This is a genomic window from Hydrogenoanaerobacterium sp. (assembly GCF_032017025.1).
Taxonomy (GTDB): Bacteria; Bacillota; Clostridia; order Oscillospirales; family Ruminococcaceae; genus Hydrogenoanaerobacterium.
In genome coordinates, this window is the sequence record NZ_DALZQO010000008.1 from 71,338 (window position 1) to 97,255 (window position 25,918).

The following is a 25,918-nucleotide window of genomic DNA, read 5'->3' on the forward strand; positions in this document are numbered from 1 at the left end:
TGTATGATTTCAGTTTTTATAGCTTTAGGCGATTGTTGCCATGAAACTGCTGTAAAAAGTAATTCCAATGATTGATTATTGCCCATTCTGCGCATATAATGGAAGAAACTTTAATTGTAAGAAAGCTGGTTTGTTATGATAGATTACCTCAAAAGAAGCTGGGCCGAGGTTAACCTTGATGCTCTGCAGTTTAATATGCAGCAGATTAAAAGGCGCCTTCAAAAGGGTTGTATGGTGCTTGCCGTGGTAAAGGCCGACGGTTACGGGCATGGTGCGGCGCAGGTTGCACACAAACTGGTGGAATGCGGCGTTGACTGGTTCGGTGTTTCGAATATTGAAGAGGGCATGGCCCTGCGCAACCACGGCCTTACTCAACCAATTTTAATTTTTGGTACCACTCCGCCTGAGCTGGCAGGTATCCTTGCAGAACAGCACATTACACAGACGGTGTATGCGCTGGAATACGCTGAGGCGCTGCAGCAGCAAGCGCAGGCACAGGGTGTGACGGTCGACTGCCACATTAAGGTGGATACCGGCATGACACGCCTTGGCTTTTTGGCGGATGACAGCCATTTTAAAACCTCGCTGCATGAAATTGAGACGGTGGCTGAATTTACAAACCTAAAGCTGAGCGGTATTTTTACTCACTTTGCCAGTGCGGACGATTACCTCGGTGATGCAGTAGAATATACAAAAAGGCAGTTTGCGCGTTTTATGCATATGGTTGCCGAGCTGCGGGCGCACGGCGTGGCAGTGCCAATCCGCCACTGCACCAACAGCGCAGGTACGATCAGTTACCCCGAAATGCACCTTGATATGGTGCGTCCTGGCGTTATTTTATATGGGATGGATCCCTCCGACCAGTGCACAGGCAAAATAGACCTAAAGCCCGTGATGGCACTCAAATCGGTGATTGCCTCGGTAAAGCGCATCGACGCGGGCACACAGGTGAGCTACGGCAGAATCTACACCACCGAGCGTGATACCACCATAGCGGTGGTGCCCATCGGCTATGCCGACGGCTACAGCCGCAACCTTTCGGGCAAAGCGCGTATGCTGGTGAACGGGCACTTTGCCCCCATCATCGGCAGGGTGTGTATGGACCAGCTGATGCTGGATGTAACCGGATTGCCCGAGGTGAAACGCGGCGACCCTGTAGTGATTTTTGGCGGGCAGGGCGACGAGTTTCTTTCCATTGATGAACTGGCCAACATGCTTGGGACAATCAACTATGAAATTACCTGCTCCCTCTCTAAGCGGATACCGCGCGTTTATGTGCAGAACGGCAAAGAGGTGGAGGTAGTGCATTATATCGTATAAAATTGAGTATTTTACTCACGATCACGGTCAACATGTAAAATAAGCATAAAAAGGAGATGGCAAAAGCCATCTCCTTTTTATGCTTATTTTATGCAGTTTTAGATCTCCATAGTTTTTGGTAGATACCCGCTTTGATAAGCGCCGTTCGAAACAGCGGAGCGAGAATGACTGCGGTTACCACCGCAAACACCGCGTTGATGCTCGAGGTAATCAGCTTAGTGGAACAGGTGATAAGCGCTGTCTCAAATCCATTCCCCGAAAGCCACAGCTGCAAATCCAATCCGTTTGCTTTGAGCAGCAGCTCGATCATGGTTTTGCCGAGGTGCAGTACCATATAGGTGAGCGAGCCCGCAACCGCCGCAATGATGTTCCATTTTGTGCTCTTCGCCTCCCTGCCATGTGAATGAGCAATTTTGCCGCACACAAAAGCCATCAAAAAGAAGAAGACCAACGTAAACGGGGCACTATCCACAAACATTGGGTTGGTCAGGTCAAAAAGTGCTGAGCCAATTCCGGCAGCCAAGCCGCCGCGAACACCGCCAAACAACAGCCCTGCCAGCAAGCAAAACAGGTTTCCGGTTTTCAACATGGTAGGCCCTGCAGGGGTGGGAATCGGCCCAATTTTTAAAAACATTGTTGCAACAAAGCATACCGCAGCCATCATGCCTATGGCTGCAAGATCATAGGTGGAAAGTTTTTTGCTATTCTGCATCGTAGATGCCCCCTCAAGTATTATGTAGCCTTATTTTAGCGCGAGGACAAAGGTAGATGCAAAACACTGCAGCTTTTTATATTTTTATTGAAAATTGTATATGTTACCTAATTTTAAATGCACCATAAAAGAGCAACCCGTATTATATGCACAATCAGCTAAGCGATATGGTAATTATCTCAGGGGGAAATAAAAAAACCTTACCAAGAACCTGTTTTATGTAAGTGCAAATTTGGGCATATCGTAGAAAAATACTGCTGTATCGTTATCAACGCAAAAGCAAACAAAAATAGAGTTGGGTAAGGTAATTTTAGTTTATATGTACTACTGCAGTGTGCGATTGTGACGCAGAGAGAAAAGATATGTAAAAATCTTTTCTTAAATGTGGCAATATATGTGGTTTTTTATCCCCTAATATGTTAAAATAACTGGTGTTTTAAGGTAAAAAGCATCATTATTATTACGAATATATTTGGAAACGGGGAGCTTTTAACGTGAAAAAACTGTTGTGTGCTGTTTTGACGGCGCTGGTTCTGCTGGGGCTTGCAGGCTGCGGAAAAGAAAAGAAAGAGGAAGTTCCGGCGATTGTACCCGAAAAGGCACCGGTAAACAACGTACTCACCATCTATTCACCGCTGCCGCAGGAGTTGCTCGATGCAGCAATCGAAGGCTTTGAGGCACAAACCGGTGTTGAGACCGAAGTAATTTGCGACAGTGCCCAAGTGCTGATTCAAAGGCTGAACGCAGAGAAAAATGCACCCAAGGCCGATGTTCTGTTTGGCGCGGGGGCAGAAGTGGTAGCACAGTACAAAACACTGTTTACCACCTACGAAACGGCTGAAAGCTACACACTTGACCATACATTTTTGAGTAAGGACAACCTGTTTACCCCGCTTACCCCTATGCCGATTGTACTGATGTACAGCAAAGAGCAGACAACCAAAGCCCCCGAGGGTTGGGCAACGCTGATAAACAGCAGCTACAATGGTTGGGTTGCATTTGCAAACCCACAAGAATCGGGAACCTCGTATACAACCTTGTGTGTTATGGCACAGTTGAAGGAGCTAGGTGACGATTACGTTGAAAAGTTTGCCGTGAACCTGGACGGTAAAATGCAGGGTGGCATTTCAGATGTTTATTCCAAGGTTGCCGCGGGCGAGTTTGCAGTAGGCGTTACGTTGGAGGGCAGCGTGCAGAAATACCTCGATGCGGGTTACGAAAACACGGTGGGCATTGCATACCCCGCAGAGGGCACAACCGCCGCATTGGAAGTAAGTGCAATTGTTGCAAATGCCACACATGAGGAACTGGCGCAAAAGTTTGTGGATTATGTCAGCGGTGAGGAGTTTCAAAAAATACTGGTAGAGCAGTTTCAGCTGCGCACCGTGCGCACCGACCTTGCCGATCCGGAGGGTTTAACCGCGAAAAAAGACATCAAATTTGTAGATTACAATGTGGCACAGGCAGTGAACAACAGGGCTGACCTGATCCAAAAGTTTACCACTGCGGCGAAGAAAGCGACCGACGCCAACGCGGCAGACAAGACTGCCAAAAAGTAACGGGAAGATCAGAGTATAAAAACGCTCTGATCTTTCTTTTGCTGTTCGCAAATTTGTGCTATAATATAGGTTAAAGCATTTATTGGGCTGTGCTCAAACGGCTGGCTGCAAAATGCATATAATTTTTCGGCGGGTATTTCCCGTAGAGGGTGAAACAATGAAATATTTTGATCTTCATACCCATACCGTAATGTCGGACGGTGATTGTACTCCGCAGCAGCTGCTTGATACGGCGAACAGCAAAGGTTATGGGTTGGGCATCTCCGATCATCTTTTTTGCTGCAAGCTACTGACGCTGCGCGATGTGGAGCATTACCTGAACGAGCTTGACCGCTATGATGTATTGCATGGTGTGGAAGCAAACCTCGGTGAAAACTTTACACTGCCGCATAAACTGGATGAACGCGTGGACTACGTGATTGCAAGCGTACATTCGGTGCAAGACTTAAATGGAGAAAGCCTGCAGCTTGGCCCCTACTTCTGCGACCGTGCGGGTGACGAAGGTGCACTGCCCTACACCCGTACTTTTACGCAGGATGAAGCAAAATACTATCTGGAGCAGATTTTACGTATTTATGAGTTTGATTTTAAGAACCAGCGTGTGGATATTTTGGGGCACTGCACGGTACACCCGTTTTACGACGCCCTGTTGGGGCAGCAGCACCTCTCCGACTGGCAAGATGAAACCGTTGCACTCTGCAAAAAATATGACGTTGCAATGGAAATCAGCGGACTGTGGCACTGCCCCGACGAAGAGCTCATTCGAAAGGCACATTTGGCAGGCGTCAAATTTTCGCTGGGCAGCGACTGCCACCAGCCGAAGCATACCTGTAACCTCGACTATGCCCTGAATATGCTGCACAAACTTGGGGTTGCTGAAGACCGGCTTTTTACAGCCTAGCCATAACCTAAAAACAAACTAACACATGTGTATCATGCGCCCGCGCGGGTACAGGACTATAAGGCTTTGTATGCACAAACAACGCGCGGAATGTGCACTACTGTTGTGGCACGCGGGGGATTCATAAGGGGGAACGTGTCAGAAAGCCCCTGCCTTTTTGCCTCAACGTTCCCCCTTATGCGTGCTTTCTTGTGAAACTTCTTTGCACGGGCAAAGAATGTTTCCCGTCGCGCGGGGACGGAACCCCGCAGGCATATGCTTAAAGTAAACTGACCTAAAAGAAAGAATCTAAAACCTTGAAACCCATAAATTGGGTAGATAAAACAACTTAAACGACCTACGGCGGCATCGCCGTAACATAAAAACAAACAATATGGGCAGGTGTCTGCGTTCGTGGCAGAATCATACTGCAACGGTACATCCCTGCCCGAGGAGCCAGTGGCGGCATCGCCGCAAGAAGGAATAACTTTTATGAAGCTTGGATTAACCTTTTTACATCAGCATGAATCCGCATTGGACGGTATGCTGGAAACATTATTTGAATCGATGGGTCTGTCCCATCAATGGACGGAATTTTTGCTGCATTTTATTACGGATATCGTCAACTTGTTTTTGATTTTATTTGTGGTAATGTTCGCGGTATCGCTGCTGCAAACCTATATTCCGTTCGATCGCCTGAAAAAGAAGCTGTCGGCGCTGGGCAGTGTGTGGGGCTATCTTCTCGCACTGGCACTGGGTGTGGCTTCGCCGTTTTGCAGTTGCACCATCATCCCTGTGGTGATGGGCCTGATTTCGGTGGGCGTACCGGTGCAGGTTGCGCTGTGCTACCTCACATCTGCGGCTTTACTCAACGGCGGTGCGGTGGTTACACTGTTTTCCACCATGGGTGCTCAGTTCGGTGGAATATATGTGGCGGTATCGGTGCTGATTGCTGTACTCACCTCAATTCTGATACGTCCTTTTGCAGGTAGAGAGAATATCATCAGCTATGATATGGGGCATCATCACGGTGACCACTGCCATGACGACCATTGCCATGACGAGCACTGCAATAACCACAGCGAATGCAGCCATCACGAGCCGAAATCGCGCGTGGGCTACTGCGTGGATAATGTATGGCATGTTCTGCGCCAGACATGGCTGTATATGATACTGAGCGTTGCACTTTCGAGTGCGGTGATCAGCTTTGTGCCGATAGAAACACTCAATACCGTGATCGGGCAGCAAAATGTGCTTTCGCCGCTGCTTGCAGGGCTGATCGGTGCACCGATCCATGCCGATGTATTTTCGATTTTACCACTGTTGCAACTGTTGCGTCCGATTAATTTTTCGGCAACCATGGCGTTTGCTTTGGGTGCTATGGCAATCTCGATTCCCGAGGTGGTATTGCTTAGCCGCGTGTTTAAGGCGAAAACCATTGCAGCATATGCAGTGCTTCTTGTAGCTTTGTCCGTGGCGGCAGGCTACGTTACCTTGTTGGTGCTATAATCTATTGCATAATAGCCCTTTTTCGCATATTTTTCTCGTTGACAACGATTTAACAATGGTTTATTATAAGAGCTAACTATAGAATTACGATTACGAATATAGAACAGGGGTGCCAATATGGAACAAAAAGTACAGGCTGCTGCGGCTCATTTTGCCGCATTGGTTGAGGCGCAGCTTGCGCGTGTAGAGCGCATGAAAACAGTAAAAGACTTTGTGGATTATTTAAAACTGGATAAAATTATAATTGGTGTTTGCGGTGGCGACGGCATTGGCCCTGTCATTACCCATGAGGCAGAGCGTGTGCTGCGTTATCTGCTGGCGGATGAGATAAAAGCGGGCAAGGTGGAGTTTCGCGAGATTGACGGGCTCACCATTGAGAACCGCGTCGCATGCATGAAGGCGATTCCCGACGATGTGCTGGCGGAGCTGAAGGAGTGCCATGTTATACTCAAAGGCCCAACAACCACACCGCGTGCGGGCGACCCGTGGCCCAACATTGAGAGTGCCAACGTTGCAATGCGAAAAGAGCTTGACCTGTTTGCAAACGTACGCCCCGTAAAAGTACCCTCTGAGGGCATTGACTGGACTTTCTTCCGCGAGAACACTGAGGGTGCTTATACACTCGGTTCCTGCGGCATTAACGTAGATGATGAACTGGCGTTCGACTTTACCGTCACCACCACCGAGGGAACGGAAAGAATCGCCCGCCTTGCTTACGATTACGCCAAGAAAAATGGCAAAAACCGTGTTTCCATTGTTACCAAGGCAAACGTTATAAAAACAACCGACGGCAAGTTCTTAAAGCTTTGCCAGAACATTGCAAAAGAGTATCCCGACATCGCAACCGATGACTGGTACATCGATATTATGACGGCGAAGCTGATTGACCAAAAGCGCAGAAAAGATTTTCAGGTTATGGTGCTGCCCAATCTCTACGGCGATATCATTACCGATGAAGCGGCAGAGATGCAGGGCGGTGTAGGTACCGCAGGCAGTGCCAACCTTGGCAAACGTTATGCGATGTTTGAGGCAATTCATGGCTCAGCACCCAGAATGATGGATGAAGGCAGAGGCTGCTATGCAGACCCTTGCTCGATGCTGCGCGCGGCTGTTATGCTGCTTTCGCACATTGGCCACCAGACCGAGGCGAACAAGCTGGAGCGTGCACTTGACATCTGCATGTACGAAGAGAAAAAACTTACCATTACAGGACGCGACACCGGCGCTACCTGTGAAGATTTTGGCAACTATGTTATGAGGACGATTGAATCTCTGTAAATTTGTTGGAAAAGGTGAATGCAATGAACAAACAGGTATCTATCTCTGTTATCAGACGACTGCCGAGATATTACCGCTTTCTTGGTGAACTTTTGAAAAACGGAATACATAGAATCTCCTCGCGTGAGCTCTCCTCTCGTATGGGGCTTACCGCGTCACAGATCAGGCAGGATTTAAACTGCTTTGGCGGGTTTGGTCAACAGGGCTATGGCTACAATGTCGAGGCATTGTATGGCGAAATTGCCCATATTCTCGGGCTAGATCAGAACTATAAAACCATTCTTATCGGTGTAGGTAACCTCGGCCGTGCGGTTGCCAACCATATGACGTTTGACGGTAGGGGCTACAGTCTGATTGGGTTGTTTGACAGCAACGAAAAAATTGTGGGCGAGGTTGTGCGTAACATTACCGTTATGGATATGAACCAGATGGAAGATTTTTGCATCAAAAACAAGCCCGATGTTGCAATTTTGTGTACCCCGCGTGAAGCGACACAGCGCATTGCCGACAAGCTCGTGGAGCTTGGTGTGCGTGGCTTCTGGAACTATTCGCATTACGATATTAACATGAAGCACCCACATGTTGCGGTAGAAAACGTTCACCTCGGTGATAGTCTGATGACCCTGTGCTACAAGGTAAAGGACATCGATTACAAAGACACCGCTGACAATGCGGAAAATTAAGTGCAAAAGGCTGCGATCGATTGATCGCAGCCTTTTTTATAAACCAGAGGTACAATCTGTAAGTGCTTCGAGGGATACCTTCAGTACTGCTGCAAGTGCTATCAACTCAATATCTGTGACAAAACGCTCACCGCTTTCAATTCTTTGAATTGCGTTTTTATCAATATCAAGCCCTTGCCTTTGCAATTGATCTGCAAGCATTCGCTGTGAAACTTTAGGATTTAAACTTTTTCGTATCTTGGCTATATTCTTGCCGCAGATATTATTTCTGCCATCAGTAGCTCTGTTTTTATACATACAACACCAACTTTGACACTTAGTTATTGTCATTTAAACTATTGTATGATAAAATGGAGCAAAATATGACATCTGCTGAATGTCAAAAGGAGAGGATAAAGTGCCGGACTACGAAAAAATGTACCATGTACTGTTTAACAAGGTGACCAATGCGATCGAACAGCTGCAAACGGCGCAGCAAATTACCGAGGAAATTTGTATTGCTACAGATGAGCAGACAGACAAAAAAGAGGATGGCTAAGCCATCCTCTTTTTATTTTTTACTATTACCGCCCGAAGCAAAAAGCTTTATGCGAGTAAGCACTCTGCCCAGGCTGTGCTGCCGGGCGGATGCCCGAATCAGACGATATATTTTTTAACACTTTCGGGAAGCTCAGATGCATCGCAGGAAACGGTAAAGATGATAGTAGCCTTGCTTACTTCAACAAGGGCATTCAGGCTTTCGATAAATGCAGCAAACTCGTTGAAATCTTTGCCGCCAATTTTCAGCGTTCCATCTACAAAGATTTCGGAAATATCGTAGTTGCCTGCAAAAATACCTGCGAGGAAGCCGTAAAAAGCACTGTAGTTCTCAACCTTGTAATCTTCAATATCAATCAATCTTACCGCATGGTCAATATTATAGGTCATTTTAAGCCCTTTTTCGACGCATACAATGTTGCCGGTTGTTGTTTTAACAGCTGCGTTGATCTGATTGATGAGTGTTTTGGTTTTACCGGAGCCTTTGTTTCCCACAATGAGCTTAATCATGTTTTATTCCTCCCAGTTTTTGGTGTATTTTGGTATCACCCTACGGCGATTTTTGTGTACTTCTTATTTGAGTTTTGCTTCCAACTCCGCCTTCATATCTTCATAACCCGGCTTGCCAAGCAGTGCAAACATGTTCTTTTTGTAGCTCTCAACACCCGGCTGATCAAACGGGTTGACGTCCAGAGTGTAACCGGAGATCGCACATGCTTTCTCAAAGAAGTAAACCATGTAGCCAAACTCGTATTCATTCATTTCGGGGAGCTCGAGTACAATGTTGGGTACGCCGCCCTCGGTGTGGGCCAAGATAGTGCCCTCCAGCGCTTTTCTGTTGACGATGGACATATTCTGCTCAGACAGGAAGTTGAGTCCATCGGCGTTGGATGCGTCACGCCCGATAAACAAATCGGTTTTGGGCTTTTTAATATCCACAACCGTTTCGATGAGGATTCGCTCACCCTCTTGAATGTATTGGCCCATTGAGTGGAGATCGGTTGAGAAGGTTGCGGAGGATGGGAACAAGCCTTTGTTCTCTTTGCCCTCGCTTTCGCCGAACAGCTGTTTGAACCATTCTGCCATCATGGTGAAAGCGGGCTCATAGCTGACGAGCATTTCAATCGATTTGCCCTTGCGGTACAGACAGTTGCGAATAGCCGCATAGCGGTAGCAGTCGTTGGAGGCAACATCGTCATTGTCAAGCTCTTTCTGAGCGGCTGCCGCGCCTGCCATAACCGAATCGATGTCGATACCGGCAACAGCGATGGGCAAAAGGCCAACCGCGGTGAGAACCGAAAATCTGCCGCCTACGTCATCGGGAATACCAAAGGTTTCGTAGCCCTGCTCGTTGCACAGCTGCTTAAGCGTGCCACGTGCTTTGTCGGTAGTGCAGTAGATTCTGCCCTTTGCACCGTCAACACCGTATTTTTTCTCGAGTAGCTCGCGGAAGATGCGAAATGCCAAGGCAGGTTCGGTGGTGGTGCCGGATTTGGAAATAACATTAATCGAGATATCCTTTCCCTCACACAGCGCGAGAATTTCGTTTAAATAAGCGGGGTTTATGTTGTTGCCTGCAAAGAATATCTCAGGTGTGTCTTTTTTCAGGTTGTTGTAGAAAGGGGAACGGAGCAGCTCAATGGCAGCTCGTGCGCCGAGGTAGCTTCCGCCGATACCGATGACGATTAAAATATCGCTGTCTTTTTTGATTTTTTCTGCGGCAGCTTTAATTCTTGCGAACTCTTCTTTGTCGTATTCGGTAGGGAGATTCAACCAGCCCAAAAAGTCGTTGCCTTTGCCGTTGCCTTCATGCAGGGTTTTATGTGCAGCCTTAATCTCGGGGTAAATTGCATTGAGTTCAGCATCTGTTAAAAAGCCCTTCACATAGTTGGCATTTAGTTTCATTGCCATTTAAAATTCCTCCACTTTCTATGTCTCTATTCTACAATATTACAGCATTATTTGCAAGTATCTTGTTCGAATATATTAATAATTTATGCATTTTTCACAATAAATTCATTTTATTTTAACTTTATCAGCGAGCCGAATAATTTTTTCATTCCGTTGGGGAAAGTCATTCGCTCAACACCGCAAGCCGCCTTCAACGGGTACTCGGCAATGGGGTTGCTGTCGAGCGAAATCAAAACTTTACCGAGAATCTGCCCTTCCTCAACCGGTGCAACAACATCCGGCACCAGACTGATGCGCTGCTCAAGCTTTTGCTCATCACCCTGTTTCACCACAATTGCCTTTGGAGACTCATATTGCACTGCAACCTCGGGCTGTGTGCCACGTAAAACCTTAACGGGGTTAAGCTGTGCATCAATGTTCGGTGGGGTTGCCATGGCATAGTTTGCAAAGCCGTAATCAAGCAGCTTGCGGGCGCCTGCAAAACGGTCATCGCTTGTGGGTGCACCCAGCACCACCGCCACCAGCGAAAGCCCTTTGCGCTGTGCCGAGGCAGAAAGACAACTGCCCGCACCGTTGGTTGTACCGGTTTTTAGCCCGGTGGTGCCGTCGTAAAAACGCACCAGCTTATTGGTATTTACCAGTTGTGTTTTGCCGCCGCGCAACGAATCCATCCATACGGTGGTGTATTCTTTGATTTTGTCATGCTTTAACAACTCACTGGACATAATGGCGATATCACGCGCGGTGGTTAAATGCTCTTTTTCATCCAATCCGCATGCGTTGCGGAAGGTGGTATTGTTCATGCCCAGCTCCTTGGCGCGTTCGTTCATCATCGCCACAAAGCCCTCTTCGCTGCCAGCTACCGCTTCGCCCAACAGTACCGAGGCGTCGTTTGCAGAGGAGATTGCCGCCGCCTTGAGCAGGTCGTGTACGCTCATCTGCTCATTTGGTTCCAACCAAATCTGGCTGCCGCCCATGGTTGCAGCATGCTCCGAGCAGGAAATCATATCTTCCATTTTTAGTTTGCCCGTATCGAGTGCCTCCATAACCAAAAGCAGCGTCATAATTTTTGTAATCGAAGCGGGTGGCATCAGCTCATCGGCGTTTTGTTCGTACAGTACCTGTCCGGTGGTTTGCTCCAGCAAAATTGCTGATTTTACATTCATTGCAAGGTTGCTTTGCTCCACAGGGAGCGAAACGTCCTGGTTTTCCGCCTCGCTGGCGAGCGCGGGCTGTGCGCCGAATGCACACAGTAAAAATGCCAAAAATAAAGCAAGGGTTCGTTTACCTATTGCAGACATAAAAGCACTCCCATTCGTTCACATGTTGCTACTAGTGTATGCAGACAAGGGAGTAAAAAATGTGCCTTCATGCAGGATAGCTGGACAGCATCTAAAAAAATGCCACCCAGCTATTTATGTTGTTTATTTGGTTATGACACAATGAAAGACTTAATCTCGTCCATAAACGAGTCGCAGTTGTCACTGTACACCTGCATTTTAATCGGTTTAGACAGGTCGAGGCTAAAAATACCCATAATCGATTTTGCATCGATTGCGTATCTGCCTGAGATCAGATCCACATCAAAATCGTACTTGGAAACGGTGTTTACAAAAATCTTGACATCATTGATTGTGTTGAGAAGAATCGTAACTTCTTTCATAACAGCAATCCTCCATTTCTATTATAATTTGTAAGGATTATTACCATAATTACAATATATCAGCCGTGGGTTTTTAAGTCAACTGCTAATTGTAATTATCTGTGAAATTTATTATAATAATACATAGGAAATAGGCTTTTGCAACAAATTTATTTACCCACTAACCCGCAAGCATTATGACATTGGTTTGAAAGCTGCTGTGCAGCAAATTTTATACCTGTTTTCTTCGTTCTTTATCGAAAAACCATCTAGACAAAATTTGGTTGCCGCGCAGGGTGCGTCGAATTATGACGGCCGGTGCGGCAAGCTTTATTTAAATAAAAAATGGAGGGCGAACATGAGAGCCGCTTTTTACACACTGGGCTGCAAGGTGAACCAGTATGAAACACAAATTTTAGAGCAGATTTTTTATGATAATGGGTTTGATATTGTCCCACCCGATTCCGGGGCGGATATTTTCGTGATCAATTCCTGCACGGTGACCTCTTCAGGCGATAAAAAAACAAGACAGGCCCTGCGCCGGTTTAAACGTGCCAACCCGCTGGCGGTAGCCGCACTTACCGGCTGCTTTCCGCAGGCGTTCCCCGACGCGGCAGAGAAAATTCCTGAGGCCGATGTGATTACGGGCTCGTACAACCGCAGCAGCCTGCTTACCAACATTCAAAAATATTTGGAAACAGGTGAGCGCGTCATCGATATTACTCCGCATGAGCGGGGCGAGAAGTTTGAGAGCATGAAGGCGAGCCAGTTTCTTGACCGCACCCGTGCGTTCATCAAGGTGCAGGACGGCTGCGACCGCTACTGCTCCTACTGCATTATACCCATGGCGCGCGGCCCCGTACGCAGCAAGCCGCTGGAGGAGCTTAAGGAAGAGCTGGAGGGCCTTGCAACAGCAGGCTACAAGGAGGTTGTGCTGGTCGGCATCAACCTGCCTTTCTACGGTAAAGAAACCGGCGGCAAGCTGCGTTTGATTGACGCTATCGAGCTTGCCTGTTCCATTGGCGGCATTGAACGCGTACGCCTTGGCTCGCTTGAGCCGGAACTGCTCACCGACGAGGATATTGCTCGAATGGCGGCACAGCCCAAATTCTGCCCGCAATTTCATCTGTCTCTCCAAAGCGGCTGTGACGCCACCCTAAAACGCATGAACCGCCACTACACCAGTGCGGAATATGCAGACATTGTGCGCAAGCTGCGCGCCGCTTTTGATAATTCGGCCATGACGACCGATATTGTAGTGGGTTTCCCCGGCGAAACCGACGAAGAGTTTGCCCAGTGCGTTAAATTTGCACAGGAGATCGGCTTTGCCAAGGTGCATGTGTTCCCGTACTCGGTGCGCGAGGGTACTCGTGCCGCAACCATGCCCAATCAAATTACCAAAGCAGTGAAAGAAATACGCTGTGCCGAGCTCTCACGCGTGATGGATGATGTACGCCGCGCATTTTTGCAAACGCAGGTAGGCAGAACCGAACAGGTACTGTTTGAAACCAATGAGACTGCGCTGGGCACCGAGGGATACACCAAAAACTATACCCCTGTGCGGGTACTTGCGGATACGGATATCCGCGGGCAGCTGCGCAACGTGCAGCTTGTTTCGGTCAGCGGCGACTACTGCATCGGCAAGCTGGTGGATTAGGCCGCTTTCGATCTATGAATTACGTTGGGGGTAATGCAATGAGCTTACAGGCTGAGCTGAAACAATATTTACTGCAGCAGGGTGTTTCGGACGTGGGCTTTGGGCAGGTTTTGGATGAACCGAAGGGCTTTATGGGCGGCTGTGGGCATTTTGTCAGCCTTGCGGTAAAGCTTTCGGACGCGATTGTGGATGAGATTACCACCGAACCTACTCACACCTATTTTAACCATTACCGCAGTGTCAACGCCTTTTTGGACCAGATGCTGCTGAAAACAGGGCTCTTTCTCGACCGTGCAGGTTACCGTTACATTACGGTAGCCGCGTCGCAATCCATCAACAAAGACGGCTGGAATTACGACGGGCGCTATTCCCACAAAAAGGCTGCCTGTCTTGCGGGGCTTGGCACTATCGGCAAAAGCTCGCTGTTTTTGCACAGAGAATACGGTTCCCGTGTGCGGTTGGGTACGGTATTCACCGACTGTGCATTTGAAACCGAGCAGGCGAAGCCTGTATCGGTTTGCGGTGGGTGCAGGCTGTGTGTGGATGCGTGCCCATCGGGTGCGATTCTGGGCGGTGAGTGGCAGGTTGGCACCGCGCGCAGTGAAATTTTTGACCCCGAAAAATGCAGCCGCCATATGAAAGAAAAATACAAGCATATCGGACGCGGTGCGGTGTGTGGTGTTTGCATGCGGGTTTGCCCTCAGGCCTGTAAACGCCTGCAGACGGTTCAAAAGTCGTAAGGCTGCGGTTTATAAGCTGAGTTACAGGCAAAACAAGTAAGAGCCCCTCCGGTTGGAGGGGCTCTTACTTGTTTACAGTATGCGGACTCACCGCTAAAAGTATTCGATAAAGGTTTTTTTGCCGGTTTTCTCCAGTTCTGTGGCAAGCTCTTTGATGAGGTTCAGCTTTAGGCCGAGCGAAACAGGCATACCCGGGTTTTGGTGGGCGGGGTTGAGCGCACGCCCCACCAAAAAGTGAACCTCTGTGCTTTCCTGCAACAACAGCCTTGTTAATTCGGACGCACCGTCTTTTTTATTGAGCGAATACATATCCCAATTGTCGCTATCTGCTTCGTTCATGTTTTTGATGATATCAAGGCATTTGCCGAGCGTAAGCACACCCTCGGTGACAAGGTCGACACCGGGGATACGGGCAGTCGGCGGGATAGCAGGGTTCTCGTAGTCAAGCGTAACCTCCAGCTCTCTGCCTGTAACGCGGCTGACAATCTGCGAGGTGGTACCGCCGCACACAACCTTTAAACCGCCCGAAAACATCAGTTTATCCACAACCACTTTGTCCAGTTCTGCGTTCATTGGCGGCCCTACCATCACATAGGCGGGGCGACTGAGCTTGATGCGCAGGGTGCACACGGTCGAATCATCCCCCGGCTTGCCCATATAAAGCGTGTTCACCGCACCCAGCAGCTTTCGGCACATGACAATGGGCGCTACATCAGGCGAAAAGTTTTCTTTGATGTATTTGACAATATTATCGTACTGCCAGCCGAGGTCAAGCAAAGCGCCGACGCCGGCATGCACTACACCATCCGAAAAGGCGATGAGTGTGTCGCCGATCTGGGCATAAAAGTCGCTGGTGTATACGGTTTTACCGCCAATCTCCTGCTCAGCGCGGTCAATCTCAGTCATCGTGTCGCCTTTGAAGTAAACCAAACTGGGGTTGTCGAACTCTGCAATGCGTACATGCCCGCTCTTGCTGATATTGATAATGGTAAAGGTCGAGTAGGCAATGCCGCGCTCGTTGCATACGGGCAGCGTGCTGGCAATGGTCTCCACGGCATCCTTCAGGCGGGCACCGCTGCTCAGCATGGTGGCGATGATTTTGCTGGTGAGGGTGGACAAAATATTGGCCTTTACACCGCTGCCCAGTCCGTCTGCCAGCACCAGAATAAAGCCGCGGTCGGTGCGCATAAACTCAACCTTATCGCCGCAGAGCTCTTCGCCATAGTGGTTTAAACTTTCATAAGCCGCATCTATAAATAAATCCATGGTTGTTTCTCCAATTCCAAAAAGACTGTGCTAACGAATTTGATGCTTATCTTGGGGTGTTCCCCGCTTCACCGCTCATCGAGCGCTTTAAGTTGGTGAGAGCCACTTTGGTTTCGGCGGTAGTTTCACCCAGCAGGCTTGCAATCTCCTGTGCTACGCGCATCTGCTTGTCAATAACCTGCTGTGCCGTATCAATTGTATGGGCGCGCAGCTCGGCAAGCTCCTCCTGCCGCTTTTCGTCACCCGAAATATCCTTTACAAATGCAAGATACATATTATGCTCTTTGATATAGATAAAGGTCTCTTCCACCGAGTGATTGTTGCTGAACAGGCGGGCCTTTTTGATGACAGGCTTGCCGCTGCGCTTTGCATCTTCAAAGGCGGTTTCGCCATAAAACTCGGAGATCGGCATGTTGATACTATCGGCCGCCGAAATGCAGAACATCTCCTCAGCGGTGGGGTTGAGCTCCTGCACCAGCAGATCGTGGTCGAACGCGATGATTGCGTTGGGTGAGTGCTCCATCACCATGTTGGACATGTTCTCGGCACGCGCGCGGAAGAACGGCAGGCACATGTTGATATCTGCCTTGCCCTGGTATACCGCAATCGCCTTGGCTCGGCAGTTGGGGTATCCGCAGCTGCCGCAGTTGAGCTCCTGCTCGGGGGTGTATTTGCCGATACGTGCAAGAATTTTTTTAATATCCTCCTCACTCGGCATAGGGGTTTTATCGGCGCGGTTTGCAAACACACGCGGGTGAGAGAACTGCGACTCTGCGGTGGGTGCATAGCGCACGTCATGGCTGAGGGCGTGGTCGGTGATGCGATCTTCCAGCAGCATGGAACGCTTGCCGCCCATACGCATAATCGGGCCGCCAAGGCAGCTGCCCGCGCAGATATTTGCCTCGACAAACACATTTTCCAGCTCGCCGTTTTTCATGGCATCAAACAGCTCAATACAGCGGAAGATACCATCCACCGCCATAGGGCGGTATTTGCCGAACTTCTCGGCAGGAATGGTTGCGAGAATACCGCCTCTCTTGGGATAGAACCGCGCTTTTCTGTTTTTTACCCCCAGCACGCTGTTATCTGCCGTGCCGAAGGTGATGCCCTCCTCCCCCAGCCAGCGGTCAAGCGACGAGAAGGTAAGCGCCAGATTTACGAGACCTCCTGCGAGCGGGTCTGCGGCTTCATCCTTTTTGGAAAGGCAGGGGCCTATAAACACCACCTTGATATCGCCGTAAGTTTCGCGCATCAGGCGCGCATGCGCCATCATAGGGGACGATACCGGTGACAATGCTTTTACCAGCTCGGGGTATTTGCGCTCAATGAGCATTACCACCGACGAGCATGCCGTACCAATAATGTTCTTCATAGAACCTTTTTCCATCAGCTCGGCGTATTCGCGAGAGGTTTCCGCAGCACCAATAGCGGTTTCCTCCACACCCGCAAAGCCAAGCTTTTTCAGCGCGGCACTGATTACCCCAAACTCATCGGTATCGTACCAGCCCTGCCAAGAGGGCGCGATCGACGCGTACACCGGCTTGCCGGTTTGCAGCAGCGCCTTGACAGCATCTACGTCATTGCGGATATATTTTGCGTTTTGCGGACAGCTTTGAACGCAGATACCGCACAGAATACACTCTTTATCAATAATTTTGGCGCGCCCGTCCTTAAAAGCAATTGCCTTAATCGGGCATTCGCGTATACATTTATAGCAGTTTTGGCAGTTGGTGGGGTTTAGTTCAATTATGCTCATAATGGCCTCCGTTCAGCCGTGGCAAAGCCATATACACAGCAGCAATTGCTCACGGTTATTCCTCTATCTCATTGCCCTATACTTTTTACCAGCGGGTAAATTTTTTCGTAAAACACCTGTTCTGCATTGGCGAAGCCCACATTATCCACCGGCTCACCTGCCACCGTAATGGCAATGCCGTTGAGGCAGTGCCCCATGCAAAACGCTGCTTTCAGCTTGACCGTTTCTTCAAGGTTGTTGCGTTTGATTAGCTCGGTAAAGGTTTTAATTACCTGATACGAGCCGCGCATATGACATGAGCTGCCTACACACACACTTACTTCGATCATAAAGCTTGCATCCTTTCGATAGGGTACCTAAAAAGGAACCTTGAGTTGTTAAAAAAATATCAAACTTATTATACAATACTATGGCTTCTATTTCAATAGAGAACGGGTAGGCTCACCGTCTTTTTTCGGCTGCTTATGCATTGTGATTTTACCCTTTTATTGTAACATATTCTGCACCGTTTGGCACAAGGTTTTGTCCCAAAGGTTGACTTGACCTATATCATATTCTATAATAAATAATAGGGTTGTTAAATTTGTGACAACGGCTTGTCACAATAGGCAAATGTATCGTATACTATATGTGTGAAAGGGGACAGCTTGTTACCATGAAAAAGCTGATCGTGGAGGTTTGTGTGTGCAACGAGTGTGTTATGAAAGGTGCTATGGACATTATTGAGTCGATCGAAAGTCTGAAAAAACTCAAAGTGCAGCTTCGGTTCAACACACAAATCCAAATTGAGATGAACAAGTGTCTGGGCGAAACAAAGCATGGGTTGCAGTCTCCGCTGATCAAAGTTAACGGTGAGTTAATTGAGAAGGCGGATAGCGAAACCGTAATGGCAAAAGTGATAGGGCTTGCATCGCAGGACATAAAATCAATCTAACTGTGAAAGATTGGTTTTGGGTGCAGGGGTTTGCAGTTGGTAAACCCCTGCACAAAATAATTTCAGGCCGATAGCGGCGAAAGGACGATAGACCAGTTATGAGGGGAATTTTTACACCTGTTACGAAGATACGCAGACAGGTATTTGCCGAGGTTGCCCGGATGGCGTACGAGGGCGGAGATTATTCGAGAATTGTTGAAATCCCTTTTAAAATAATACCGGGCGAGGTTCCCACCTACCGTGACAGTGTGTTTGTAGAACGCGCAATTGTGGGAGAGCGCCTGCGTCTCGCCATTGGGCTGCCTCTCTACCCTGCAGATAACCCTGCGCCGATTTCTCGTGGCGTTGAAGAAAGCGCGATTGCAAAAAAAGTATACGAGCCTCCGCTGATAAACGTGATTCCGTTTGCTTGCAGCAAATGTGAAGAGACTTCATTCTTTGTTACCAACAACTGCCGCGGCTGCCTTGCGCACCCCTGCACATCGGTTTGCCCGGTCAAGGCAATCTCGATGGTAAACGGCAGATCTTTGATTGATAAAGACAAATGTGTCAAATGTGGCAGATGCAAAGATAGCTGCCCCTATGAGGCAATTGTGAAATACGACCGGCCCTGTGCCGCTGCCTGTGGTGTGGACGCGATTGAAAGCGACCACCTTGGCAGGGCAAAAATTAACTACGACAAATGTGTTTCTTGCGGAATGTGCCTTGTAAACTGCCCGTTCGGTGCTATCTCAGACAAGTCACAAATATTTCAGCTCATCCATGCCATTAAAGAGGGCGACGAGGTAATCGGTGCAATCGCACCCGCGTTTGTAGGCCAGTTCGGCCCGCTCGCCACCCCCGATAAAATTAAAGAGGCGATCAAACGCCTTGGCATAGCTGACGTGGTTGAGGTTGCCATCGGTGCCGACCTGGGTGCAGTGGAAGAAGCCAAGCACTATGTGCACAAGGTTGTAAACGGTGATGAACCGTTTCTTGCAACCTCCTGCTGCCCGTCGTGGTCAGTGATGGCCAAGAACAAATTCCCCGAGATTGCACCTTATGTTTCAAGCGCTCTTACCCCTATGGTTGCCACCGCGCGTATCATTAAAAAAGACCACCCCAATGCAAAAATTGTCTTCATCGGTCCCTGCTCCGCCAAAAAGCTGGAGGCCTCCAGAAAAACTGTGCGCAGCGACGTTGACTTTGTCATCACCTTTGAAGAGCTGATGGGTATGTTTGTTGCAAAAGGCGTTGAGTTTGGTGAAATAGAAGATGCCGAAAAGTTTGATGATGCCACTGCTGCAGGGCGCGGCTACAGCGTAGCCGGCGGCGTTGCCGAAGCAATTGCCGCATGTGTAAAAGAGATATACCCCGACGTGGAGATGAAGATTGACCGTGCAGAGGGGCTGAAAAATTGCGCTAAGATGCTGATGTTAGCCAAAGCCGGTAAGCGTGATGGTTACCTGATGGAAGGTATGGCATGCCCCGGCGGCTGTGTGGCAGGCGCAGGCACGCTTATGCCGTTGAACAAGGCTGCTTCTGCGGTGAAGAACTTCCAGAACGAGGCTACTGAAAAAATTGCCACCAAAAACCCCTTGGCCGAAGTGAAAGAATAAATGATTTGCATAAAAAAGAACTGCCTTGAGGCGGTTCTTTTTTAATGTTTACAGAAATGCAACACATAATATGGTAAAATTAAAACAAAAGTACACAATAGATTTCAAGAAGTATAAAACGGAGGGAATCGATGAAAAAGCTTTGGGCAATGATACTGGCGGCGTTGCTGACAATTGGTATGGCAGCTTGCGGCAGTGCAAGCTTTGATGAACAAGCAATCAGGCAGATTGCCTCGCAGAGTGTGGATGAGATTGTGGCGGGCGACTACGATAAGGTAGTAGCGAAAATGAGCACAGCCTGTGCGGCAAAGCTGCCCGCTGAGACCCTGCGCCAAGCGTGGGGTTTGGTGACAACTCCGGTGGGCACATTTGTAAAGCAAACCGGTGCCGAGGTTAAAGTAGAAGGCAGCAAGGCCACCGTAATAGTCACCAGCGAATATACCTCCAAAGAGTTGGTCGCTACATTTACGTTTAACCGAAAAAATCAAATCGAAGGGCTCTGGATTAACTACGGCAAAGTGATTGAGCAGCCGCTTGAGAACAGCGAAAAGTTTGAAGAAATCAGGCTGGAAATTGGCTCCGGCGCCACCAAGCTCAGCGGCAAACTCACCCTGCCCAAGGGCGTGGAGAAACCGCCGGTGGTGGTGATGCTGCAGGGCAGCGGCTCTACCGACCTTGACGAAACGGTGGGTAAGGCTGCCAACAAGCCATTTCGTGATATTGCCCATGGCTTGGCGGAGCAGGGCATTGCCAGTATCCGCTACAACAAACGTTTTTTCACCTACCCCGAAGAGGCACAGAACCTTGCCAATACGCTCACCGTTGAGGACGAGGTCATCAAGGATGCAACCGATGCGATAGAGCTTGCAGAGGTAGATACGCGGGTAGATAACAACCGTATTTATCTGCTGGGTCACAGCATGGGCGGCATGCTGGCACCTAAAATTGCGTACGACAACCAAACGGTGCGCGGCATTATCTCCATGGCAGGCAGCCTGCGTGGAATGGAGGATATCCTGCTTGATCAAAACCTCGCTGCCATTAACGAAAGCAATATCAGCGAGAGCGAGAAAGCAAAAAGAGTTCAAGCGTTGGAAAAGGAATATAAAAAAATCAAAGAGCTAACCGATGCCGATGCAAAGAAATCCGTAACTGTTTTTGGGCAACCAGCTTCTTACTGGGTAAGCCTGAACCGTGCAAAGGGCATTGCCTATGCGCCAAACCTCAACATCCCCATGCTGGTGCTGCAAGGCGATGCAGATTTTCAGGTTTCGGTAGAAAAGGACTATCAGTCCTGGCGCGATGCGCTTGCGGGCAAGCAAAATGTCACTTACTGGGTGTACGGCGGGCTGAACCACCTGTTTATGCCTACCACCGGAGTAAAAGATACCACCGATTACGATTCCCCCGCCCATGTGGAGCAAAAGGTAATTGATGATATCGCCGCATGGATTAAGACCCATTAACGGTGCAATCATCTGATGATAAGAATGACAAGAGGAAAGGTTGATCAAAGATGAAACTGGCAACAGTCGGAACAAGCTGGATTACCGAACGATTTTTGAGGGCGGCTGCCGTTACCGAAGGGTTGGAGCCATACGGCGTGTTTTCGCGCAGTATCGATAAAGCCAATGAGTTTGGCACACCGCATGGAGCCACCGCGTTTTATGATGATTATCAGCAGCTTTTGGACGACTCGAAAGTAGAGATTGTATACATCGGCGCACCGAATTCGCTGCATTTCGGCTATATGGACCGCGCAATTGATGCGGGAAAAGCCGTCATCTGCGAGAAACCGTTTGTTTCAACAATGAAAGAGTTTCAACAGATCAAACGCAAGGTTGTGGAAAAGCGTGCGTTTGTATTTGAGGCGATTACCACGCTTTCTATGCCCAATTTTGCATGCATCAAAGAGAATATCAAAAAGATTGCGCCTGTTCGCATTGCCAAGGTGGATTTCAGCCAGTATTCATCACGCTACCCACAGCTGCAGGCTGGGGAGCGCACCAATATTTTCGACCCCGCGTTTTCAGGTGGTGCACTATACGACCTTGGTGTATACGGTATTCACCTTACGGTGGGGCTGTTTGGCGCGCCGCAGGATGTGGTGTGCTTTAGCAACAGCGAGCAGTATAGCATTGATACCTCGGGTATGCTGCTGCTCAAATACCCCGATAAGGTGTGTAATATTACCTTTAGTAAAGATACCCACTCCACCACATTGACGGAATTCCAAGGGGAACATGGCTATCTGACCATACGGGGCTCTACCGGGCGCTGCGACCATGTCGGGCTTGCACTTGCCGGTGAGGAGAAGAGGAACGTCTCTCTTACGCAGAGCGATAACCCGATGGATTACGAAGCAGCGGCATTTGTGAAAGCGATACAGAATGATGACTGGGATTATGTGCTGCGTGCGCTAAACCAGAGCGAAATCGTAATGGACGTACTGTGCAAAGCACGTAAAAGTGCGGGCATTGTGTTTGCGGCAGATGGCAAATAAATAACAGAGCAATACAAAAAGAACGCTGTTAATCAGCGTTCTTTTTTGTGCCTATTTTCGCAAAGAATCCAGTGTTACGATTTGTGCGCCCAGCAGCTGAGCCTCCTGTGGGTCGTGCGTTACGGCAACAACAATGCTTTGGGTGGTGTGCTGCAGTAAGAATTCGGCAGTCTGGCGGCGGCTTGCCTCGTCCAGCCCCGAAAAAGGCTCGTCCAAAAGCACGAGAGGGCTGCCCAATGCAATTGCCCGCGCAATTGCCACACGCCGTTTCATTCCGCCGCTGAGTGCCTTGGGGTAGCTGTTCCCTTCCCCCGCAAGCCCTACCTCAGCGAGCAATGCAGTCAGCTCTGCAGCAGATTTGTAGGGAGCAACCAGTGCGAGGTTATCCAGCGCGGTGAGGTGTGGCAGCAGTCGGTTCTCCTGAAACACCATCGAAACGCCCTGTGCGGGAATACCCTGTACGGTGCCTGAATCGGGTAAGTTCAGCCCTGCCATCAGCCGCAGTAAAGTGGTTTTGCCGGTGCCCGACGCACCCATCAGCGCAATTTTATCACCTGCGGCGAGGGTAAGGTTGGTGTTGTGCAAAATCTGCTTCTCTCCGTAAGAAAAACAGACACTCTCCAGTATCAGCTTCATTTGGGCACCTCCTGCTCTGCAAGGCGGTTCACCTGCCTCGCAAGTGCGTTGATGCCGCTTACCATCAGTCGTTCCAAAAAAACGGATAGCAGGATGATTACAGCAGTCCATGCAAACAGGTCGGGCGTTTCGAGGTAGATTTTGGCGTTGTAAAGCTGTGTACCGATTGCATTTGCCGGAATAGCGATGACCTCGCCCGCAATACCCGCCTTCCACGAAAACCCTAACCCCACCTTTGCGGCAGAGAGAAAATAAGGCAGCACGGCGGGAACGGTGATGTTTTTAAGCACAGCACGGCGGGGCAGGCGGTATACCGCCGCCATCTCCAGCAGCTTAGGGTCGGTTTGTGTAATACCCTCGTGCACGTTTGACCAAATCAGAGGCAGCACCATCAAAAACGCGATAAAAGCCGAAAGATTGGTTCCGCGAATCCACACCAAAGCCAAAATCACAAACGATGCAACAGGCGTCGCTTTAATCATGCTCATGGGCAGTGAAAAAAATGCATACAGCGCCCGAGAACGGGCGGTGACCGCAGCAATTACAGTGCCAAGCAGCAGCCCCATTGCAAAACCGAGTAAAATTCTGCCTACGCTGCCAAAGACGATCTGCCAAAACCCGCCGCTGCCCATAAGCTGAAAAATGCGCTGCAACGTTGCAACGGGAGAAACCAGCAAAAGGTCTTCCCCCACAACGAGATATGCCCCCTGCCACAATAGCAGCCAAAGGGTAATCACAACAATGGAACTAAATATTCTATGGTGCGGTGTAGTAGAAGCTTTCATCGGGCAGTTTTCCTCCTACCGATTGGGGGTTGGCATCAAAGAGAACCTGCAAAAAGCCGCCCGCAATGGTTTTCATCTCAGCGCCGTCGAGAAACACAATGTTGCACTGGGGAATGGCTTTTTTTGCCATAGGCGCCTTGGGGATAATATTCTGTGCAACCACCAGCTCGGCAGCAGCATCTAGATTTGCACTGTCGGTAACGTAAGCGGTGGAGGCCTTGTATTCCTCCAAAAATGTTTTTAACGCTTCGGGGTGCTCGTCGATAAATTTTTGCTGAACTACAATACAGCCCATGGTGAGCCCGCTCGCGCCTTTGGTTGCGCTCTCCCATTCTTTGGTGAGGTCAAGTGCTACACGCACCTTTTCGTTTTGCATCAATACGCTGGTGACGAAAGGCTGCGGAAGCAGTGCAATGTCTGCCTGCCCTGCCGCAAGCATGCTTGCAAGCTCGGTGTGCTCGGTTCTGTACTCCACGGTTACGTCGGTACCTACTTTGAGCCCGTTTTGCTCCAGCACGTAGTTCAGTGCAAACTCCGGCGTAGAGCCTTTGCCCGTTGCGTAAATAGTTTTGCCCTTAAGGTCGGCGACCGACTGGATAGCTTCGCCGTTTTCAACGAGATACAGCACACCCATGGTGTTGAGCGCTGCAAGCTTTACCTTGCCCTCAGTTTTATTGAATAGGGTGGCGGAAAGATTGGTGGGTACAGCGGCAATATCAAAATCGCCTTTGATAATGCTGCCCACAATTTCATCGGGCGCGCCCGCAAGGGTAAACTCATAGTTGTTTGCGGTTTCGCCTTTTGCAGCGTCATCCATCAGCTTTACCATGCCAATTGCTGTGGGGCCTTTGAGTGCTGCTATTTTGACATCGATTTTTTCAGCGGGAGTTTCCTCGGGTTCAGAAGACTGTGCGGCGGAAGAGCTTTCAGAGGATATCGCCTCGGAGGAAGATGATTTTTGACCGCAGGCTGTAAAGGAAAGAACTAAGACCAGTGCCATTGCAATGGCTAAAATTTTTTTCATACGATACTTCTCCTTTTTTGGTGTCATACTAATACTGTACATTATTCAATAAAAGATGCAGAAATTATTCTGTAGACAAAGACGCTAAATCTAAAACGGTAATTTTTCGGTCTTCCCTGCGGATGATATTCTGCTTCTCTAATTGTTCAAGGCTGCGGTAAAGCGACGCACGCCCCATGTTCAGCTGCCGCGCAAGCTGCGAATATCCAGCTGAGACAGTGACTTCGCCTCCGAGCTGGTTTTCCAGCAAGTACAGTTTAAGCCCTTCAGCAGTGGTGGGTGCGGTAAAGCTATCAATTTTACGGTTGAGAAAATGAATGCGTTTGGAAAGAAAGGTGATGTAGTTAATAGCAGTTTCAGGGTATTGACCAAACAGTTGGGTAAGCTGCCGGTCGGTAATAAACACCAGCTCGGCAAAGCTTTTTGCCCGTACCGTTGTAACATACTCCTCCACAGGGTGAAACAGCCCTGCAACACCAAAGCAATCGCCCACACCAAGTGTGTTGAGCACAACGCCTTTGCTTTTTTGCACCGTTACTGTTCCCAATGTAATGATGCCAATGGATTTTTTGAAATTGCTTGTGGTGTAAATTGGTTCTCCCGCGGGGAAACTTACGGGGGCAAGGCCGCTAAAAAAAGTTTCGAGCAGCTGTGGCTCCAACCCTTCAAACAAAAAACAAGAGCCGATTACTTTTTTCTGTTTCGCCGTTAGTGACATAAAGCAACCCTCTCATCTTAAAATGTGTCTCATATGGTACAATTTACATGATAATCACACGAGACTGTTTTGTCAACGGTGAAAATCATCTTTATCCAAAAAGGCAAGACCTTTAAAAATAAGTTGAATTTTTGTAATTTCTATCAGCATATTTTTTCTAATCAAGCAGATAATAGCAATAAGCCAGTGAGATGTTCACAGGTTAATCACGTAAAACAAATGCGGCTGTAAAACAAGGCTTAATCAGTAAAACATGCGCCATAAATAGTG

At 48.9% G+C, this 25,918-nt stretch carries 26 protein-coding genes; 13 read left to right on the plus strand and 13 right to left on the minus strand.

Annotation, left to right across the window (positions count from 1 at the left end; genetic code table 11):
- Positions 1–135 precede the first annotated feature (135 nt).
- Complete coding sequence (gene alr / locus RTV33_RS06790; RefSeq protein ID WP_312642802.1) at positions 136–1,320, plus strand: alanine racemase; 1,185 nt, start codon at positions 136–138, stop codon at positions 1,318–1,320.
- 88 nt (positions 1,321–1,408) lie between these two features.
- Here alr and RTV33_RS06795 read toward each other — a convergent pair whose 3' ends face one another.
- A complete protein-coding gene (locus RTV33_RS06795) occupies positions 1,409–2,032 on the minus strand; it encodes an ECF transporter S component (protein ID WP_312642804.1) in 624 nt (207 codons plus the stop codon).
- A gap of 494 nt (positions 2,033–2,526) precedes the next feature.
- On the opposite strand from RTV33_RS06795, the gene RTV33_RS06800 reads away from it, so the two are divergent.
- The 5 genes from RTV33_RS06800 to RTV33_RS06820 all read left to right on the plus strand — a co-directional run bounded on the left by RTV33_RS06800 (position 2,527) and on the right by RTV33_RS06820 (position 7,941).
- Positions 2,527–3,591 (plus strand): extracellular solute-binding protein, encoded by a 1,065-nt coding sequence (locus tag RTV33_RS06800; protein WP_312642806.1) that lies wholly within the window; start codon positions 2,527–2,529, stop codon positions 3,589–3,591.
- Positions 3,592–3,748: 157 nt separating this feature from the next.
- Positions 3,749–4,492, plus strand: a complete 744-nt coding sequence (locus RTV33_RS06805) for a PHP domain-containing protein (RefSeq protein ID WP_312642808.1) — start codon at positions 3,749–3,751, stop codon at positions 4,490–4,492.
- A 393-nt stretch (positions 4,493–4,885) separates the two neighbouring features.
- The gene (locus tag RTV33_RS06810) at positions 4,886–5,980 is read left to right on the plus strand and encodes a permease (RefSeq protein ID WP_312642810.1); all 1,095 of its coding nucleotides are present in this window, start codon (positions 4,886–4,888) and stop codon (positions 5,978–5,980) included.
- 117 nt (positions 5,981–6,097) lie between these two features.
- Complete coding sequence (locus RTV33_RS06815; RefSeq protein ID WP_312642812.1) at positions 6,098–7,258, plus strand: isocitrate/isopropylmalate family dehydrogenase; 1,161 nt, start codon at positions 6,098–6,100, stop codon at positions 7,256–7,258.
- A 23-nt stretch (positions 7,259–7,281) separates the two neighbouring features.
- Positions 7,282–7,941 (plus strand): redox-sensing transcriptional repressor Rex, encoded by a 660-nt coding sequence (locus RTV33_RS06820; RefSeq protein ID WP_312642814.1) that lies wholly within the window; start codon positions 7,282–7,284, stop codon positions 7,939–7,941.
- Positions 7,942–7,977: 36 nt separating this feature from the next.
- Here RTV33_RS06820 and RTV33_RS06825 read toward each other — a convergent pair whose 3' ends face one another.
- Positions 7,978–8,238 (minus strand): helix-turn-helix transcriptional regulator, encoded by a 261-nt coding sequence (locus tag RTV33_RS06825; protein ID WP_312642817.1) that lies wholly within the window; start codon positions 8,236–8,238, stop codon positions 7,978–7,980.
- 100 nt (positions 8,239–8,338) lie between these two features.
- Between RTV33_RS06825 and RTV33_RS06830 the strand changes: the two genes are divergently transcribed.
- Positions 8,339–8,479 (plus strand): hypothetical protein, encoded by a 141-nt coding sequence (locus tag RTV33_RS06830; RefSeq protein WP_312642819.1) that lies wholly within the window; start codon positions 8,339–8,341, stop codon positions 8,477–8,479.
- Positions 8,480–8,577: 98 nt separating this feature from the next.
- Here the strand turns inward: RTV33_RS06830 and RTV33_RS06835 are convergent, their stop codons facing one another.
- From RTV33_RS06835 to RTV33_RS06850, 4 genes are all read right to left on the minus strand, one after another.
- Positions 8,578–8,988, minus strand: coding sequence for a hypothetical protein (locus tag RTV33_RS06835; protein WP_312642821.1), 411 nt, complete (start codon positions 8,986–8,988; stop codon positions 8,578–8,580).
- A 63-nt stretch (positions 8,989–9,051) separates the two neighbouring features.
- Entirely contained in the window at positions 9,052–10,389 is a 1,338-nt protein-coding gene (locus tag RTV33_RS06840) for a glucose-6-phosphate isomerase (protein WP_312642823.1), read from the minus strand.
- 110 nt (positions 10,390–10,499) lie between these two features.
- Positions 10,500–11,690: a D-alanyl-D-alanine carboxypeptidase family protein gene (locus tag RTV33_RS06845; RefSeq protein WP_312642824.1), complete on the minus strand. Its 1,191-nt coding sequence runs from the start codon at positions 11,688–11,690 to the stop codon at positions 10,500–10,502.
- 131 nt (positions 11,691–11,821) lie between these two features.
- A complete protein-coding gene (locus tag RTV33_RS06850) occupies positions 11,822–12,052 on the minus strand; it encodes an HPr family phosphocarrier protein (RefSeq protein ID WP_312642826.1) in 231 nt (76 codons plus the stop codon).
- Positions 12,053–12,389: 337 nt separating this feature from the next.
- Between RTV33_RS06850 and mtaB the strand changes: the two genes are divergently transcribed.
- Positions 12,390–13,688 carry a tRNA (N(6)-L-threonylcarbamoyladenosine(37)-C(2))-methylthiotransferase MtaB gene (mtaB, locus tag RTV33_RS06855; protein WP_312642828.1) on the plus strand — a complete coding sequence of 433 codons (1,299 nt, stop codon included), beginning with the start codon at positions 12,390–12,392 and terminating at the stop codon, positions 13,686–13,688.
- Positions 13,689–13,726: 38 nt separating this feature from the next.
- Positions 13,727–14,428 carry a 4Fe-4S double cluster binding domain-containing protein gene (locus RTV33_RS06860; protein ID WP_312642830.1) on the plus strand — a complete coding sequence of 234 codons (702 nt, stop codon included), beginning with the start codon at positions 13,727–13,729 and terminating at the stop codon, positions 14,426–14,428.
- 93 nt (positions 14,429–14,521) lie between these two features.
- Here the strand turns inward: RTV33_RS06860 and RTV33_RS06865 are convergent, their stop codons facing one another.
- The 3 genes from RTV33_RS06865 to RTV33_RS06875 all read right to left on the minus strand — a co-directional run bounded on the left by RTV33_RS06865 (position 14,522) and on the right by RTV33_RS06875 (position 17,779).
- Positions 14,522–15,694, minus strand: a complete 1,173-nt coding sequence (locus RTV33_RS06865) for a SpoIIE family protein phosphatase (protein WP_312642832.1) — start codon at positions 15,692–15,694, stop codon at positions 14,522–14,524.
- 46 nt (positions 15,695–15,740) lie between these two features.
- The gene (locus RTV33_RS06870) at positions 15,741–17,450 is read right to left on the minus strand and encodes a [Fe-Fe] hydrogenase large subunit C-terminal domain-containing protein (RefSeq protein ID WP_312642833.1); all 1,710 of its coding nucleotides are present in this window, start codon (positions 17,448–17,450) and stop codon (positions 15,741–15,743) included.
- A 68-nt stretch (positions 17,451–17,518) separates the two neighbouring features.
- A complete protein-coding gene (locus RTV33_RS06875; protein ID WP_312642835.1) occupies positions 17,519–17,779 on the minus strand; it encodes a (2Fe-2S) ferredoxin domain-containing protein in 261 nt (86 codons plus the stop codon).
- 326 nt (positions 17,780–18,105) lie between these two features.
- Here RTV33_RS06875 and RTV33_RS06880 point away from each other — a divergent pair, with 326 nt between their 5' ends.
- From RTV33_RS06880 to RTV33_RS06895, 4 genes are all read left to right on the plus strand, one after another.
- Complete coding sequence (locus RTV33_RS06880; protein ID WP_312642838.1) at positions 18,106–18,384, plus strand: NAD(P)H-dependent oxidoreductase subunit E; 279 nt, start codon at positions 18,106–18,108, stop codon at positions 18,382–18,384.
- Positions 18,385–18,482: 98 nt separating this feature from the next.
- Positions 18,483–19,982 carry a 4Fe-4S dicluster domain-containing protein gene (locus tag RTV33_RS06885; protein ID WP_312642840.1) on the plus strand — a complete coding sequence of 500 codons (1,500 nt, stop codon included), beginning with the start codon at positions 18,483–18,485 and terminating at the stop codon, positions 19,980–19,982.
- Positions 19,983–20,113: 131 nt separating this feature from the next.
- Entirely contained in the window at positions 20,114–21,448 is a 1,335-nt protein-coding gene (locus tag RTV33_RS06890) for a DUF3887 domain-containing protein (RefSeq protein ID WP_312642841.1), read from the plus strand.
- A gap of 50 nt (positions 21,449–21,498) precedes the next feature.
- Complete coding sequence (locus RTV33_RS06895; RefSeq protein WP_312642843.1) at positions 21,499–22,485, plus strand: Gfo/Idh/MocA family oxidoreductase; 987 nt, start codon at positions 21,499–21,501, stop codon at positions 22,483–22,485.
- A 51-nt stretch (positions 22,486–22,536) separates the two neighbouring features.
- Here RTV33_RS06895 and RTV33_RS06900 read toward each other — a convergent pair whose 3' ends face one another.
- From RTV33_RS06900 to RTV33_RS06915, 4 genes are all read right to left on the minus strand, one after another.
- On the minus strand, positions 22,537–23,121 hold the full coding sequence (locus RTV33_RS06900; RefSeq protein ID WP_312642845.1) for an ATP-binding cassette domain-containing protein: 585 nt from the start codon (positions 23,119–23,121) through the stop codon (positions 22,537–22,539).
- Positions 23,118–23,906: an ABC transporter permease subunit gene (locus RTV33_RS06905; RefSeq protein WP_312642847.1), complete on the minus strand. Its 789-nt coding sequence runs from the start codon at positions 23,904–23,906 to the stop codon at positions 23,118–23,120. Before RTV33_RS06905 ends, RTV33_RS06900 begins: the two co-directional genes overlap by 4 nt.
- Positions 23,878–24,930 (minus strand): ABC transporter substrate-binding protein, encoded by a 1,053-nt coding sequence (locus RTV33_RS06910; protein ID WP_312642849.1) that lies wholly within the window; start codon positions 24,928–24,930, stop codon positions 23,878–23,880. Before RTV33_RS06910 ends, RTV33_RS06905 begins: the two co-directional genes overlap by 29 nt.
- A 64-nt stretch (positions 24,931–24,994) precedes the next feature.
- On the minus strand, positions 24,995–25,648 hold the full coding sequence (locus RTV33_RS06915; RefSeq protein WP_312642850.1) for a Crp/Fnr family transcriptional regulator: 654 nt from the start codon (positions 25,646–25,648) through the stop codon (positions 24,995–24,997).
- Between the last annotated feature and the right edge of the window lie 270 nt (positions 25,649–25,918).

Excerpts from the sequence above, each read along its gene's own strand:
- RTV33_RS06845 (WP_312642824.1), bottom strand. The coding sequence starts at position 11,690 with ATGTCTGCAATAGGTAAACGAACCCTTGCTTTATTTTTGGCATTTTTA.
- RTV33_RS06865 (WP_312642832.1), bottom strand. The coding sequence starts at position 15,694 with ATGGATTTATTTATAGATGCGGCTTATGAAAGTTTAAACCACTATGGC.
- RTV33_RS06805 (WP_312642808.1), top strand. The coding sequence starts at position 3,749 with ATGAAATATTTTGATCTTCATACCCATACCGTAATGTCGGACGGTGAT.
- RTV33_RS06825 (WP_312642817.1), bottom strand. The coding sequence starts at position 8,238 with ATGTATAAAAACAGAGCTACTGATGGCAGAAATAATATCTGCGGCAAG.
- RTV33_RS06815 (WP_312642812.1), top strand. The coding sequence starts at position 6,098 with ATGGAACAAAAAGTACAGGCTGCTGCGGCTCATTTTGCCGCATTGGTT.
- RTV33_RS06875 (WP_312642835.1), bottom strand. The coding sequence starts at position 17,779 with ATGATCGAAGTAAGTGTGTGTGTAGGCAGCTCATGTCATATGCGCGGC.
- RTV33_RS06850 (WP_312642826.1), bottom strand. The coding sequence starts at position 12,052 with ATGAAAGAAGTTACGATTCTTCTCAACACAATCAATGATGTCAAGATT.
- RTV33_RS06860 (WP_312642830.1), top strand. The coding sequence starts at position 13,727 with ATGAGCTTACAGGCTGAGCTGAAACAATATTTACTGCAGCAGGGTGTT.
- RTV33_RS06870 (WP_312642833.1), bottom strand. The coding sequence starts at position 17,450 with ATGAGCATAATTGAACTAAACCCCACCAACTGCCAAAACTGCTATAAA.
- RTV33_RS06795 (WP_312642804.1), bottom strand. The coding sequence starts at position 2,032 with ATGCAGAATAGCAAAAAACTTTCCACCTATGATCTTGCAGCCATAGGC.
- RTV33_RS06900 (WP_312642845.1), bottom strand. The coding sequence starts at position 23,121 with ATGAAGCTGATACTGGAGAGTGTCTGTTTTTCTTACGGAGAGAAGCAG.
- RTV33_RS06915 (WP_312642850.1), bottom strand. The coding sequence starts at position 25,648 with ATGTCACTAACGGCGAAACAGAAAAAAGTAATCGGCTCTTGTTTTTTG.
- alr (WP_312642802.1), top strand. The coding sequence starts at position 136 with ATGATAGATTACCTCAAAAGAAGCTGGGCCGAGGTTAACCTTGATGCT.
- RTV33_RS06840 (WP_312642823.1), bottom strand. The coding sequence starts at position 10,389 with ATGGCAATGAAACTAAATGCCAACTATGTGAAGGGCTTTTTAACAGAT.
- RTV33_RS06880 (WP_312642838.1), top strand. The coding sequence starts at position 18,106 with ATGAAAAAGCTGATCGTGGAGGTTTGTGTGTGCAACGAGTGTGTTATG.
- RTV33_RS06890 (WP_312642841.1), top strand. The coding sequence starts at position 20,114 with ATGAAAAAGCTTTGGGCAATGATACTGGCGGCGTTGCTGACAATTGGT.
- RTV33_RS06820 (WP_312642814.1), top strand. The coding sequence starts at position 7,282 with ATGAACAAACAGGTATCTATCTCTGTTATCAGACGACTGCCGAGATAT.
- RTV33_RS06910 (WP_312642849.1), bottom strand. The coding sequence starts at position 24,930 with ATGAAAAAAATTTTAGCCATTGCAATGGCACTGGTCTTAGTTCTTTCC.
- RTV33_RS06905 (WP_312642847.1), bottom strand. The coding sequence starts at position 23,906 with ATGAAAGCTTCTACTACACCGCACCATAGAATATTTAGTTCCATTGTT.
- mtaB (WP_312642828.1), top strand. The coding sequence starts at position 12,390 with ATGAGAGCCGCTTTTTACACACTGGGCTGCAAGGTGAACCAGTATGAA.
- RTV33_RS06835 (WP_312642821.1), bottom strand. The coding sequence starts at position 8,988 with ATGATTAAGCTCATTGTGGGAAACAAAGGCTCCGGTAAAACCAAAACA.
- RTV33_RS06895 (WP_312642843.1), top strand. The coding sequence starts at position 21,499 with ATGAAACTGGCAACAGTCGGAACAAGCTGGATTACCGAACGATTTTTG.
- RTV33_RS06885 (WP_312642840.1), top strand. The coding sequence starts at position 18,483 with ATGAGGGGAATTTTTACACCTGTTACGAAGATACGCAGACAGGTATTT.